General features: G+C 41.8%; 16 protein-coding genes. 7 read left to right on the forward strand and 9 right to left on the reverse strand.

Going from position 1 to position 14,134, the window contains the following annotated elements; translation table 11 throughout:
• Positions 1–12: 12 nt before the first annotated feature.
• The gene (locus PBAL39_RS25855; RefSeq protein ID WP_008244884.1) at positions 13–144 is read left to right on the forward strand and encodes a hypothetical protein; all 132 of its coding nucleotides are present in this window, start codon (positions 13–15) and stop codon (positions 142–144) included.
• A 79-nt stretch (positions 145–223) separates the two neighbouring features.
• Here the strand turns inward: PBAL39_RS25855 and PBAL39_RS19770 are convergent, their stop codons facing one another.
• Positions 224–1,360, reverse strand: coding sequence for an acyltransferase (locus PBAL39_RS19770; RefSeq protein WP_008244886.1), 1,137 nt, complete (start codon positions 1,358–1,360; stop codon positions 224–226).
• A 559-nt stretch (positions 1,361–1,919) separates the two neighbouring features.
• Here PBAL39_RS19770 and PBAL39_RS19775 point away from each other — a divergent pair.
• Positions 1,920–2,387, forward strand: coding sequence for a hypothetical protein (locus PBAL39_RS19775; RefSeq protein WP_008244889.1), 468 nt, complete (start codon positions 1,920–1,922; stop codon positions 2,385–2,387).
• Positions 2,388–2,564: 177 nt separating this feature from the next.
• The gene (locus PBAL39_RS19780; RefSeq protein ID WP_008244891.1) at positions 2,565–2,786 is read left to right on the forward strand and encodes a hypothetical protein; all 222 of its coding nucleotides are present in this window, start codon (positions 2,565–2,567) and stop codon (positions 2,784–2,786) included.
• 66 nt (positions 2,787–2,852) lie between these two features.
• Here PBAL39_RS19780 and PBAL39_RS19785 read toward each other — a convergent pair whose 3' ends face one another.
• Genes PBAL39_RS19785 through PBAL39_RS19800 form a run of 4 tightly spaced genes read right to left on the reverse strand, consistent with a single transcriptional unit; the run spans position 2,853 to position 8,889 of the window.
• Entirely contained in the window at positions 2,853–4,160 is a 1,308-nt protein-coding gene (locus tag PBAL39_RS19785) for an HlyD family efflux transporter periplasmic adaptor subunit (protein ID WP_008244893.1), read from the reverse strand.
• Positions 4,150–6,351 (reverse strand): peptidase domain-containing ABC transporter, encoded by a 2,202-nt coding sequence (locus PBAL39_RS19790; RefSeq protein ID WP_008244894.1) that lies wholly within the window; start codon positions 6,349–6,351, stop codon positions 4,150–4,152. Before PBAL39_RS19790 ends, PBAL39_RS19785 begins: the two co-directional genes overlap by 11 nt.
• Before the next feature lie 20 nt (positions 6,352–6,371).
• Complete coding sequence (locus PBAL39_RS19795; RefSeq protein WP_008244895.1) at positions 6,372–7,112, reverse strand: LytTR family DNA-binding domain-containing protein; 741 nt, start codon at positions 7,110–7,112, stop codon at positions 6,372–6,374.
• A gap of 7 nt (positions 7,113–7,119) precedes the next feature.
• Positions 7,120–8,889 (reverse strand): histidine kinase, encoded by a 1,770-nt coding sequence (locus PBAL39_RS19800; protein ID WP_157274124.1) that lies wholly within the window; start codon positions 8,887–8,889, stop codon positions 7,120–7,122.
• Positions 8,890–9,502: 613 nt separating this feature from the next.
• Here PBAL39_RS19800 and PBAL39_RS19805 point away from each other — a divergent pair.
• Positions 9,503–10,006: a hypothetical protein gene (locus PBAL39_RS19805; protein ID WP_008244897.1), complete on the forward strand. Its 504-nt coding sequence runs from the start codon at positions 9,503–9,505 to the stop codon at positions 10,004–10,006.
• 6 nt (positions 10,007–10,012) lie between these two features.
• Entirely contained in the window at positions 10,013–10,324 is a 312-nt protein-coding gene (locus PBAL39_RS19810) for a hypothetical protein (protein ID WP_008244898.1), read from the forward strand.
• Between the two features lie 267 nt (positions 10,325–10,591).
• Here the strand turns inward: PBAL39_RS19810 and PBAL39_RS25620 are convergent, their stop codons facing one another.
• The 3 genes from PBAL39_RS25620 to PBAL39_RS19825 all read right to left on the reverse strand — a co-directional run bounded on the left by PBAL39_RS25620 (position 10,592) and on the right by PBAL39_RS19825 (position 12,050).
• Positions 10,592–10,957, reverse strand: coding sequence for a serine hydrolase (locus PBAL39_RS25620; RefSeq protein ID WP_008244900.1), 366 nt, complete (start codon positions 10,955–10,957; stop codon positions 10,592–10,594).
• The gene (locus PBAL39_RS25625) at positions 10,923–11,336 is read right to left on the reverse strand and encodes a hypothetical protein (RefSeq protein ID WP_198139859.1); all 414 of its coding nucleotides are present in this window, start codon (positions 11,334–11,336) and stop codon (positions 10,923–10,925) included. The genes PBAL39_RS25620 and PBAL39_RS25625 overlap by 35 nt, the downstream gene beginning before the upstream one ends.
• 69 nt (positions 11,337–11,405) lie before the next feature.
• The gene (locus PBAL39_RS19825; RefSeq protein ID WP_008244902.1) at positions 11,406–12,050 is read right to left on the reverse strand and encodes a bifunctional 2-polyprenyl-6-hydroxyphenol methylase/3-demethylubiquinol 3-O-methyltransferase UbiG; all 645 of its coding nucleotides are present in this window, start codon (positions 12,048–12,050) and stop codon (positions 11,406–11,408) included.
• A 170-nt stretch (positions 12,051–12,220) separates the two neighbouring features.
• On the opposite strand from PBAL39_RS19825, the gene PBAL39_RS19830 reads away from it, so the two are divergent.
• Positions 12,221–13,030, forward strand: a complete 810-nt coding sequence (locus tag PBAL39_RS19830) for an AraC family transcriptional regulator (protein WP_008244903.1) — start codon at positions 12,221–12,223, stop codon at positions 13,028–13,030.
• Between the two features lie 87 nt (positions 13,031–13,117).
• The gene (locus PBAL39_RS19835; protein ID WP_008244904.1) at positions 13,118–13,615 is read left to right on the forward strand and encodes a DinB family protein; all 498 of its coding nucleotides are present in this window, start codon (positions 13,118–13,120) and stop codon (positions 13,613–13,615) included.
• A gap of 30 nt (positions 13,616–13,645) precedes the next feature.
• On the opposite strand, the gene PBAL39_RS24845 is transcribed toward PBAL39_RS19835, so the two are convergent.
• Entirely contained in the window at positions 13,646–14,059 is a 414-nt protein-coding gene (locus PBAL39_RS24845) for a hypothetical protein (RefSeq protein ID WP_008244905.1), read from the reverse strand.
• Positions 14,060–14,134: the final 75 nt, after the last annotated feature.

The raw sequence follows: 14,134 nt of genomic DNA on the forward strand, positions 1-14,134 counted from the left end.
TAAAATTACATTATGACATTAACCAACGCATTCAAGGAGCTGATCGAAGCAAATTCGGACTGGTCTAAGCCAAGCAATTCACCTGTCCCGCAAAGCCCACCTAAAACGGGAATTGTAACCGGTGATTTTAATGGAATCATTTGATAGAGCGATCAAAAACACTTTCATCTGCCGGAAATTACATGTAAATGCTGCTTTTACAAGGATCTTGTCAGTGAAAGTTCTAATTTTTGGAGTATATAAACCGCTTTACTAACCGTCTTCTAATCGGCAAATCGTATAGTTTCAATGATACATAAGCTATGACAATTGACAGTAATATCAATAAAACGCCAACTGGAGCACCTTGTGTGACGGCTATTTTGTTGTTTGTAACCCAAGCATAATACACGCAAACAAAAGGGAAATGCGTGATATAAAGTGGATAAGATATGTCACCCAGAAATCTGCAAAGCATTTGACTTGATTTCCCTTGAACTTCTCCAATAGCGCCGAGGTATATTATTATAGGAAAGACGATTACAATGATTAAAGATTCATATAATCCATTTAACCAGACATCTTCTTGGCCGCCGACTCTTGGGAAACTTAATACTAAAACTAATAATAATGTGGTGAACAAAAATGTTCGTTTTCCCTTCTTAATAGCAACAATCCTACGAAGTAGCATGCCGGCCATATAAGGGAACAAAAGACGTGTGAAACCTATTTGTAGTTGTTCAGGCTCAAGTGACCACCCGCCAATCAAATCACCTGACGGTCTGGTCATTGCTAAGTAAAACAACCCTGCCGCCGCTACGAATACGAATAAGGATAGTACTAAATTAGGTAGTCTTCTTAAGATAAATACGTGTAAGATGTTTGCCACATATTCGAAAAACAGTGACCACGCGGGGCCATTAAGCGGATGCATTTCATTCCAACCCCTCACATCCATCGATGGCGATATCGGAATCAATGTATATCCAATAACCATTACCAGGAGCAACTGCCCAAAAGAAGTATCGGCTACTTTCGGGAATACGGATGATTCCTGAAAATAGAAAAGTAAGGCACCCAAAGTCATTCCCAAAATAATGAGTGGATGTAATCGTATTAACCTTCGTTTAAAAAAATCAAGAACATTCATTTTGTCCCAGCGATCATCATAAGCATGAGCCATGACATAGCCAGAAAGCATAAAGAAAAAGTCAACAGCTAAATAGCCATGATTGATAAATAATTTATGGTAATTGCCTTCGCAGAATAACTCAAATGTGTGCATTGTAATAACCATGACAGCAGCTACCCCCCGTAAAGCATCTAATATGAGGAGATGTTTTTTCGAGTCTGTGAAAACTAATGTAGAAGTTTGTATCATAGCTTATTGGGGTATTTGGTGAATTGCGTCAACAGGGTCTAACGAGTAACAAAAACTAATGTACTATTTATTCAAACAAAATAAGGGACGAAAACAGGGTTCTACTTGTGTAGCAGGACGTCCATTATTCCAATGGGCAGTCCGTCGGAGCACAGCAGTAAACTCTACATCGCTGAACGCATTAACAAACTCTGCGCTGAGATAAAAACGCCTTCTCTGCATAAAAATGAGATCACAAATCTCGACATTCAGCTCCGCAGCAAACATAATCCCTAAAGAAGTGCCATCAAAAATTGATTACTGATACACCACAAAGAGAGCAGTACGAGCGAACAACGGAGTTGATATCAAATCAAAGAGTCAATATGCAAAAAGCAAAAACTAATTCCTGCCGTACAGCAAAGCTACAACCATTAAGAACCGACGAAATGTCTGTGACCTATGGCTAATACCCAAGCCAGCCAAATGAAGTTTAATAAAAACACAAAGCCAATTTTCTTGTTTAAAATCCAATTGAATCCTCAGATCATCTACCGAATAAAAATAAAAATCACAACACATGAATCTCTTGAAAACTATTTTCCTGATCCTAATCGCAGCGTTGATCCTCTCCTGCAAGAAAAAACACAATGAACCAGAACCACCAGCACGATCTACTTTACCGGTTTCAGGTAAGTTATATGGAAAAAGTTATACGATAGCTTCCTGCAAGGCCAATAAACGCGTAGATTATTATCAGGAAGAAGGCTATGAGATCTTTTTATCCTCCGGAAAAAACTACGGATGCGGAACTGCTGATGAGAATTTTCACATCATCATCCGAACGCCAAGAAAAATTGGAAAATTTTCTGAACATTATGCCATTTTATCCGACCCAGCGAACAGCGATTACATCATGTTTACCGATGGGAATCTCTTTGAGATTACCTCCATTTCCGGAAATACCATCAAAGGTTATATGAAAGTAAGCTCGCCAACGACCAACAGCGACCTTGAAGGTGTATTTGAAGCCACCATTTGCAATTAGTCGACAGGAGTCATCGCACAGCATGATAATTCGCCAGGCTTTACTTCCTGCTACTCATTGTTCATACTCAATCGCAAATTAATCCGCAGCCCCCAAATATAAGCTGGCTGTATGCTAATATCCATACAGGCGAAATGTATTCCTCTTAAGTTGTTAAATTCATTAAAATTTAAATCTATGAAATCAATTGACAACTTATCGAAATTCGCTTTGGATCAAGGCGAAGCACAGGGTGTTGCTGGCGGCTTCAACCCACTAGGCCCTATCACATTTACTTTCGAACCCGTACAGGGTGGCGAAACTGGTGGTACCTTCCACTGGTATATCGCAGGAACACATTATGCATCTACCTATATTTTGCCAGAGCATAACTGGGTGTACACAAGCAGCTATTTGTAGTATTTGCTGATCCTGTCCTGTCAGATGTATACATCTGACAGGACATTTTATTTGACACGCTTTTTATCAGTTCTGCTGATATCTGAACGCACTTCTCAATTGATTCATGATCCTTGCTGCCAGGCTCATTTTTTCTGTCACAATAGATGCTTGTCCCGTCAATTCTTTATCAAAGGATATCTGCTTCCCATAGGAAGTTTTTAAACCGGCCTGCAGCGTAACTTCCAAATAATACTTGCCATCTTCGTCCGGGGTAAAGGACAGCGACTTCACAACCCCTTTAGCCATACCGAACTCCTGATACCTGTAGTTATCCAGTTTAATCAGCACATTCTGATCAGGCTTTATCTTTCCCTGGTTCTGTGCAGCAATATGCATCTGACCGACGATTCTGGACCTGTCATCTGGCAGGATACTCAAAAGTACCGTTCCAGCCTTCACAAACTGATTGGCAGCAAGGAACTTCAGATAACTCACTTTTCCATTTATGGATGATTTGATAAGATATGCCCGCTCCCACTGGTGAATGGACTTACGTAACTTTTCAAGCATCAGCAGGCTTCCGGTTGAAAAGTTTGTCCGGTCCTTGGATTTATTGATCGTTACGTTCGTCTGCTGGTTTTTGAAAGTCAAAATACTTTCTTCCAGCTGGGCCAGTGACAGCTGGATGTTCTTGTAATTTTTTCTTTGCTCCAGCAGTTTCATTTTCTCATTTTCCAGTTCCAGCGTGGAGATCACCCCCTTTGTTTTGAGAAGTTCAGAACGTTTATAATTTGTTTCAGTCAACTCGAGTTTGTTTCCTTCCAGCGCATATTGTTGCTTCATGATCACGATCCTATGCTGATAATCACGGATATTCCGTCCGGCTAAAACTCCTTCCGCATCGTAAGGCTTTAAGGTAGAAAAAAGCAATTCATCCTGTATCGCTTTTGCGAAAGCAGTATAATCGTCCTGAACCTCTCCCAACTTAAACCTAGTGGCTGCCTCTAGCGGAAAATGAAGCAACTTATCCTCAGTCAGGTCATCCACCATCGCCTTCAGCTGCATTACATCTTTATAATCTGCGTTGGACTCCAGCAGCAGTATCACCTGATCTTTCTTTACCGCAGCCTGATCTGAAACAAATATCTTTTCAATTTTGGAGTTGATCGTCGCTTCCAGTTTCTCCGGCGGATTTTGTGAGCTGATCACAATAGGCGCATCCACAAACTCCGGGTACCTGATCAGGCAGGCCATAACAAACAACATCACGATGAGCAAACAAATGACCGTGCTTCCCCAGCGTATCAGCCAGCGTGGCGGGCTTTCCAATACTTCATTCACCTGCTCTGATCGCAGATGAATATGATCAAGTTTATTCCTTTTAGTTTCCAAGTTCCAATTGATTTTTTACCAAACGATAGTATTCTCCCTTGCGCGCAACAAGCGCATCGTGGGTCCCCTCCTCAACCACCTTTCCCTTCTCCAAAACAATTATTTTATCTGCATTTTTAACCGTTGAAAGACGGTGAGCGATGATTACAGCAGTTTTTCCTACCAAAAATTGGTTCAGGTTATCTGTAATTTTTTTCTCGGTATTGGCATCCAGGGCACTGGTAGCCTCATCAAAAAACAAAAAGCCAGGCGATTTATAAATGGCCCTGGCGATCAGCATGCGCTGACGTTGCCCACCGCTTAAGCCCATCCCCTCATAACCGATCTTCGTATTATAACTGAGTGGCAGCGATTCTATAAAATCCTTGATGTCCGCAAGCTCAACGGCCTGCCTGAGCTTATCCCTGTCAACATAGTCCTCTCCAAACGCAATATTGCCGGCCACACTTTCATTAAAGATATAACCGTCCTGCATCACCACCCCAAAGTTTTTTCTCCAGGTGTGAACGGATACATTTTTGAGGTCGACAGATCCAATCTTCACACTACCACCTTCCGAATCGTAAAACTTCGTCAGCAGCTTAAGGAGTGTGGTCTTCCCGCTGCCACTCGCCCCTACAATGGCCGTTGTCTTTTGATAAGGGATGGTTAAGTTCAGGTGCTCAAATACGGGCAATTCAGCACCTGTATAACGGAAAGACACGTCAGTCAGCTGCATGTCACCTGAAGGCAGCTCAGTCAACAGCGCGCTGTCGAAACTTTCCTCGTCTTCTTTTTCATGGATTTCATTTAATCTCTCCAGTGCTATCTTGGCGTCCTGCGACTGCCGTATGAAGTTGACCAGCTGTATAAGCGGGGAATTCAACTGACCTATAATATATTGAACGGACAGCATCATCCCCAGGGTAAGGCTGCCATCCACCACCAGGCTTGCCGCAACAAAACTGATCAGGATGTCTTTAAACTGGCTGATGACATTCCCACCAATCGTCTGTACCTGTTCCAGCTTCAGCGCCTTGATCTTGATGCGGAATACCTTGATCTGAGTGCCTTCCCATTGCCATCTTTTGTAGTTTTCAGCATTGTTAACCTTTATTTCCTGCATGCCGTTGATCAGTTCCATCACCTGCCCCTGTTCTTCGGCAAGCTGGGAAAACTGCTTGTAGTCGAGAGTCCTTCTTTTCTTCAGGAAAAATATGATCCAGGCAACATAACAAAGTGCGCCGACAAAAAAGATCAGAAATAACTTATAGTTATAAAAAAGAAGTACGGCACCAAAAACTACGAAATTGATCAGGGAAAATAACGTCTGCAGCGAGTTTGTGGTCAGTAACTGTTCGATACGGGAATGGTCAGAAATGCGCTGCATGATATCAGCCGTTACCCTGGTATCAAAAAAGCGTATCGGCAGACGCATCAGCTTGATAAAAAAGTCAGATACAATTGATATGTTGATGCGGGATGAAAGATGCAGCAGAATCCAGGCGCGTATAACTTCAATACCTGTTTGGCCTAAGTACAACATGATCTGAGCGAAAAGTATCAGGTAGATGAACTGCAAGTCCTGGTTTTGAATGCCGATGTCGACGATGCTCTGCGTCAGAAAGGGAAAAACCAAGGCCAGCAAACTACCGCCCAGCAAACCAGCGATCAATTGCAGTACAAACTTCCTGTACTTGCCCAGGTAATGCCGTAAATAATTATAAATAGAGTATTTATTTTCTGCATCATCCTCCTGCTGATGAAAATTGGGAGTGGTTTCCAGCAGCATCACGATGCCTTCACGGGTATCCTGACTTGCTCCTTTACCAATCCAGCAGTCCAGAAACTCCTGTTTGCTGTAGGTCAGCAAGCCAAAACTAGGGTCTGAAATATAGATCTTATAGTCGTCTCCCCGTTTGGTGATCTTATACAGTACAACGTAATGTTGGTTCATCCAGAAGAGGATGCAGGGCATTGGGGCATCCTCAAAAAGCGTCTTGAAATCAATTTTTACCGAAAGTGCTTTAAAGCCAACAGATTCCGCCGCCCGGCTCAGCCCTGTTAACCTTGATCCTTCCCTTGTAGTCTCGGTCAGATGACGCAGACTTTGCAGGGATATCACCTTACCATAATATTTGCTGATGATACGGAGACAGGTAGGGCCACAATCCTTTGAATCGGGCTGTATATAAGATGGGAATTTAGTCATCAGTCGTTTCGTTTATAAAATCAGCACAATCCATCTATGAATTGAAGGATGGTCTCACGCTTACGGCTCGACACTGGAATCATCTTACCATCCTTCATTTCAATCTGTCCATCTTTATAATATTTATGGATATATTGTGAATTGATCAGATAAGACTGATGACATCGGATAAACTGCGTATCAGGGAGCATAGCCTCGTAATGTTTGATGACTTTGGACACCATCAGACTGACATCATCCTTCAGAAAGAAGGTCGTATATCCCCTGTCGCTAAAGCAATACAGGATGTCATCAACATCCACAATCTGCGTAAACTCAAAAGTCTTGAGTGCAATCCTCCGCACTTTTGAAGGATGCCTGATGTGTTCGCCGGCAATCTGCAGCTGCGTTTGGTTGATTTTAAAGTCGCTGGATTTACGATAGCATTTTTCAATAACTTCTGTAAGCTGCTGGGGTTCTATCGGCTTCACCAAATACCCTATAGCCCCGAGGTTAAGGGCCTCTATGGCATACTGATCATAGGCGGTAATGAATATGATGCTGACATCGATCTTCAGGTTGGACAGCAATTCAAGACTTAAGCCATCTTTCAACTGAATATCTGCCAGGATCACATCGGGCATCATCTGCTCGATGTCATGTCTACCCTTTTCGATTTCTACAGAATGGCCAAGAGGTGTAACATAGGGAATGTTCTCCAGGATTGACCATAAATAACGGGCGATATTCAGCTCGTCTTCAAGAATATATACTTTCAGCATGCTCTATTTAATCAAAATTCAACTGCAATGGAATAAATACCTCGACTTTGTAACCGCTGCCGTCGGGATTAATGTTTGGTTGTATGCGCATGCCGGCTGGCTTAGCTTCATCGGTGAACAACAGCGCTATTCTTTCTTCGGTCAGCTGCTGGGAGATCGATACTTTATTTTTGTTCATGTGGTTTGCTTCTTTATATCCTGTTCCATTGTCAGTCACCTCAATATGCAGCAATTGCTCTTTTTCCCAGAATGAGATTTCCAGTTTCCCCTTATGGCTGATGTTCTTAAGCCCATGTTCGATGGCATTCTCCACGAAGGGCTGTATCAGCATTGGCGGGATCAGTACGTTTTCCAGATCCAGAACCCCGGTATCAATATTTACATCAAAGGTACCGTTATAACGCATCTGCTGCAGGGCAACATAATTCTCGAGGCTTTTAACCTCCTGATCCAGCGTGATGAAATCATTCCTGTTTAACTCCAGCATATCTCTGATCACCCTGGTCATCCGGACCAAATACCGATTGGCCTCCTCCTTTTTATTGTCGCTGATGAGCCCTTGAAGATTGGATATCGTATTGTAAATAAAATGCGGATTGAGCTGATTCTGACGGAATTTCTGTTCCAATAAAAGCTGTTTGTTCTTCATCAGAAGCTGATCATTTTCCGCCTTCAGCAGCTTTTGTTTTGTCATTTTTAACACCACGATCAGAACGAAAACTGCAAATAAAATAAGAATTACAAAGATCCAGCGCTGTTGGACCATCAGCTTTTCATTCAGGGCATTGTTTGCCTTTAAGGTCCCGATAAACTGGTCCTTCTTCTTAGCTTCATATTTTTTCTCCAGGTCTGCAATGGTTTCTTTCTGCATCATTTCCATCCCCAGCCTGTAGGACTCAAGCTGCCCGTCCTTCGCCTTATAAGCATTCCTGTAATCGCCTTTGAGCACATAGGCATCACTTAAATTGTCAAAAAGCCGGGTACGGTCGATCGCCCTTTTAGCTTTGGCGTCCTCCCATTTCAGCCCTTCCTGCAAGTAGGCAATTGCCGAATCCGGCTGTTTGTTTTTAATGAACACCTGAGCCATATTATTGAATAAATCGAACTGAAGGTGATCATGGTGCTTCTGGTAATTAAAGTACATGCGTTGTTTTTCCACTGCCTCAGCCGTCTGACCATTTTCAATAAGCCACTGTGCTTCAAACTCATAGGAGCGCATGATGGCGAGCGTATCTTTGATGCTTACTGCCAGCGTTTGACAGCTGTCCAGATACCTTTTAGTATATGCCTTTGCCCCCATCTTAAGTGCAAGCATAAAACGTATGTCATAATACAATTGCTTAAAGCGGACATGACCAGCATACGGGTAGTGCATCTTAAACTGCTCTGTATACCTGAGTGAATTTTCCGGATCACCGTTCCGGTAATAGATCATCGCCAGTTTATCGTCATACAGGTATATGAATGAGGAGTTTAGACGCTCCACCTCATTTCTGACTCTGATGAAATCTTGTAGTACGCCTCCGGTATTGATATCTGCAAACTGAATCTTTGCCTTTAAGATTAAAAATTGCTGTAAAGACCACTCTTCCTTTTGTGTTTTTGAAACCTTGAATCCCTGAAGGTTAACCCCGGGATCAGCCTTTTTATCGCCCCCTTTGAAAACCTTCAGCACGCAGTAACTAAAGTTATCTTTATAATCAGGTTGCAGCTCGTATTTAGCCAGCAGCTGATCAGCTTTTTCAGACCATAATTTTGCAGATTGAATCGGCCTCAACCGAATGATGTTTGTAACCGCAGTATCCAGCAGTATTTTCCCTTGACGCTGTGTGTGCTGCTCGGGTTCAGTCTGGCAGGACTGGCAGAGCATAAAAAAAACAAAGCAAATAATTATTTGCCAACAAATCTTCGTATCCAGTAATCTTCTATAGTTCATTAAAGTTTCTAAATCAGCCGGTATTCCAGTTCACAAAAGTAGCTTTTTATCCAAAACACATCAGCCAAATGCATTAAACGTATAGATTACCCAAAACATTCGGCGATCAACACACGTGCCCGAACTGGGTGACAATCATACACAGTGCCTAAGATAACCATCTTCCAGGTCAGCTTCCGGCAGGATCCATATTCGCCTGCTACGCACAACTATTCGCGGGAATATGCCAAACATTTTCAGGGCGATGCCATTATTATGATGAATTGCCCGACAATCTAAAAAAATAAGGCAGCAGTCTGACTCACTCAGAAAAAATGTGATCATTAAACTTAAATCGTATATTCACGTACTGGTCAATTTATAACTTTTGGACTGAATTGTAGCTTAGGATAAAAGCGCTTTCGGATGTTTTGACACGATATGTATATAATCCCACAGACTTAAATACCATCATATGAAATTTGGACAATTACTTATCGGACTTATTGCTGGAGCCATGTTATGCTTGGGTCTGACAACTTATTTGGGCAGGACTAAGCAACAGAAAAGCAAAACGCAATCGACAAAGACTGACAGCTCTTCTTCTTCTGAAAATTGGCTTTGGCCAGATAGCCTGGATGCATTAAAAGCCGCGCCGGATCATCACAAGGTGGTTTATGAAGACGACAACATCAGAATTTTAGCTGTAATTCTCGACGGGAAAAGTTCAGAACCAGTTCATACCCACAAATGGAAAAGCATAATGTGGATTGCAAAGCCAATTGTTCCCTGTCAGATAAATAACTATGTAAGAGACAAGAATGATAACCTGATAAAATCAGATAGCATTTTAATTAAAGAGATGCCTGTAAATATTGGCCAGTTCGTTAATCCTGAAGGCCCTACGTCCATTACGAATTTAGGCTCTGAAAATGGTGTTGCCTATCGGGTAGAATTTAAAAAAGACTTTAAATCATAAATACATATGCTTTCTCCTAAGGACCCTAGCAATCCTGCAAATCACATCACCCAGTTAGATCTTTTTATTGCTCAACATAAAGGTGTCAACTTTTCATCAGCCCTTATAAATGCCATTTCAAACTCTGAAAAGCTCAGAAAACAAGATAAAGATACTTTCAAAACCATTTGGGAGATGGCAACGGCATTTGAAAACTGGAATCATAGCGACCTGACCATTGGTTGTCAGATCACCCGTGAAAAACTCCGGCAATCTTTTGCACTATCAGATTTAAGCCTGGAATTGATCGTAAGGCTTGCATCTTATGAATGGAAATGAGTTTTGAAGTTTCTTCAAGAAATGGTTAAAGATCTATGTATATTTTCCATGTCAGGTTTAATTTACAGAAAACAACACGCTATTGGGATGATGAGTTGCCCGGAAATGTTTTTAATACGCCTGCCCCAAGCCCGACAATATTTCCCACCAGTCGGCTTTTCCTTGACTTTTACCAAGCCTTACGATGATCAGGTTTTTATGGGGATGCACATAAATGTATTGTCCTAAAATACCCTGCGCCATAAAATCGCCTGTTTGTGTGGGTAGTCACCATTGGTATTGATAGTAGCTTGCACTTCCGTTTGTGGTATCTATTTTGGTCGATTTTGTTACCCATTCTTCCGAAACGATTTGCTTGCCGTTCCATTTTCCTTTGTTCAGATAGAGCCTTCCTATCTTAGCATAATCCCTTGCTCTTGCATTGATACAGCAAAAGGTTTTTTCTAATCCGTCTTTCTTCCTGTCCAGGCTCCAGCTACCATCATATTCCATTTCAAGTGGCTTCCATATTCGCTCTTCAAGATAGGCCGTAATCGTTTTGTCTTTTAACGCTCGTTCCAAAACCAAGCCGAGCAGTTGCGTGTTCCCACTTAAGTATTCAAACTTTTCTCCGGGTTCTGATTTCAGCTTCATTTTCTTGATTGCCTTCCGCAGATTGGTGACGTAATAGAACGTGGCCGGTTATAGACTTTGCCATAGAAAATGACGGCACTGTCGAGCTTGCATCGTATTTGTCCCAATATTTCTCGTATTGTACGGTATCGTTCTTGATAATAAGGAATGCTACCGTTTTATTGTCTTCTAAGTATTGCTCAAAAGGATGACTCTTGTCCTTCAGATGCAGCTCCTTAGGCTCTTTGCCGGTTTCAGCAACAGGAAAGATGAATTTAGTCGTTCCTGTTTCGATGTTTCTTGCAGGGAATTTTTTATGGTCGTCGATGTCGGCATAATTGTACACTACGAATCTTCCTACTTTGCAGGAATTTTGGGTAAACAGCGCAATTAATGCCAATGTGATAAGTTTAAGAGCGTTCAGGCGCTTCATTTAGTATTGCTATTGTTTGTTTTAGACCTATATTCTTCATTTGCCGGCAACTATTGAATCAGTTCGCGCCTTCACCACCATCGATTTCCATACATAAGGTACTCTCCCACAACCGATAAAATTTGTTACCGTAAACCCTTTCTCCGCTAACAGGGAGGTAATTGTTGCTCTTGACCACAATTTGATGTGTCCCCCATCCCAGAGCGGATTGGCATGTGCATCCCATTTTCCAGCTAGCGCAAGCAGTAGATTTTTCAGGTAACCATGATAAGGAGTACTTAGAATTAACTCGCCACCGCCGTTATTAGTTAGAATTTTCCTGCAAAAGTCTATAAACTGCCTTGGGTCGTATAAGTGCTCAATCACCTCTGTTGAGACAATGGTATCGAAAGCAATGTTTGAAAATTTTTCTGGAAGATCATCTCTTGATAAATCCTGCAGCGCAAAACGATCTGGGTGCCGCCTAGACGCGATTTCAATTCCACTGGCGGAAGCATCTGTGCCATATGCATTAAACCCCCTGGATAACAGCTGATTTACAAAGGCACCATTGCCACACCCCAAATCCAGGATAAAGCGATTGTTTTGTGGATTCAATAGCCCGATCGTCGGTTCAGCAATATAGGTATGCGCATGGGTGGATGTGGCATCGAAGAAATTGTAATCTTTATAGTCGGACATTATAAAACCATATGCTTTATGTTTACATTTCTCGTAAATGTACAAGTTTTCATTTTAACACCTGAATAAATAGGTGTAAACACTACATTTACTGCTGTCATACTTAGGCTTGCAGGTATCTGAGCATGTAAAAGGTTGAAATTTAAAAAATAGAAACAGCAAAATCAAAGATGGGTACTTGTAGTCTGTTTGAATATGTTCAGGAAAATCAAATCCCGAGGAGCAAAATTCTGCTTTCCTATAATCTCATTTCTTTTCTTGAACAAGGGGAAAAGGTCGTCTATTATGCAGGTGATAAGACCAGTATTGGCAATGACTCCTGCGCAATCCTCTGTTCAGGTAAATACCTGATGACAGAAAAACTTCCATTAAATGGCAGTTACCAAAGCACAATGTTGCTTTTTGACAATTCGCTATTTAACCAGTTTTCTACAAAATATGCTGCTGTAATTGATGAAATCCCACGCTCCGGAGTCAAGCCCAACGCTCCTTTTGCTGTATTTCAAAAAGATCCCTTCATCACCGCTTTCATCACTTCCCTAAAGCTGATAAAAGTCAGGCAAACAGCATTTGCAGAGAAGATGCTGGAGCTCAAATTTGAAGAATTGATGCTTCATCTTCTTGAAAAATATCCAAACAAAATCCTCGCGCTAAAATATAACAACCAGGAAACACCTGCTGACCTGGAAATAAGAAAAGCTGTTGAACAGAACATCACCGACAACCTGAGCCTGACAGAACTCTCTTTTCTGTGTAATCAAAGTCTTTCAACCTTCAAAAGAAACTTCGTTAAGCTCTACGGTGAAAATCCAAGCTCTTATTTTTTGAAACGAAGGATGGAGATGGCCAAAACACTCCTGATCCATGAGCATCCCAGTGAAGTGTATTTGAAATTGGGTTATGAAAATCACTCGAGTTTCTCAAAATCGTTCAAGCAAATCCACGGCGTCAGTCCCAGCCAATTCAAGTCAGAAATCTGACCACTTAAGTGTAATTATTGAACGATCAGCAATAATGCTGATTACGACTGCCCTATAACTTTGCATTGAATTAATAAACTTAAAGAAATGACAAAGGAATATTTTACAGCATTAGCAAAATACAGCAATTGGACAGACAACATCATGATGGACTGGTTGAGTCAACTCAAGGAAGCACAATGGGAACAACAAATCACCAGTAGTTTCAACAGCATCAGGGACACTGTTGTTCACATGGTCAGCGCGAAGAAAATCTGGTTGGACTTCTGGACAAATAGACCGGCCCCGGCATACCTATCTACATATTTTAGCGGAAGCAAAGACGAATTGCTGGAGATCTGGAAAAATGCATCCTGCGACCTGGAAAATTTTGTAAATGAATACCCGGAAGAGAGCTATGATCAAATGATCGCTGTTACCTATCCTGATGGAAGGCAGGCAGAAATGGAATTTTGGAAAACACTGCCCCATTTTGTAAACCACGCCACCTATCACCGCGGCCAGGTAGTTACAATGCTGCGCCAGGCAGGGTTCGCTGAGTTTAAGAATACTGATTTATTTACTTATTTTATCCTGAATACCTAGCGCAGCTACTTCAATATTTTGGGGGCTTCATTATGGAAATGGAAAAGATAACGCGGTGCTAAATTTCAGAATATCCAACTGCATTTTTTTATGCGCGGCCTTCCGGAACACTTGCGACCTCCGTTTTCTAAAATCTCCAGGTTCGCGTTTTTCAGATGTCAATGCAAAATTGCGCGTCTTCGCATCTGCAGACTGCTCAACGCTGAAAAGAATCGAATGGCTTCCATTCGCGTTCACAAGGACGTTACCAACAATCACCGAATGCGTACCGTTTGGATTGACAACAACGTTACCCGCCACAACCGAATGAGTTCCATCCTGGTTTACAATGACATTTCCTGTTACTACGGAATGGCTGCCATCCGGATTTACAACTACCTGTGACCTCCCCACTTGATGGGCCAGGAATAGTACCAGAGCGGTACATAAAATTGACTTGATCATAACATGAATATTTGTGTGTATCATAAAAATACCGCAAAATCTCCTGTATATCAAACAGTTTAGGTCACAAATAAG

This window comes from Pedobacter sp. BAL39, from assembly GCF_000170795.1.
Lineage (GTDB): Bacteria > Bacteroidota > Bacteroidia > Sphingobacteriales > Sphingobacteriaceae > Pedobacter.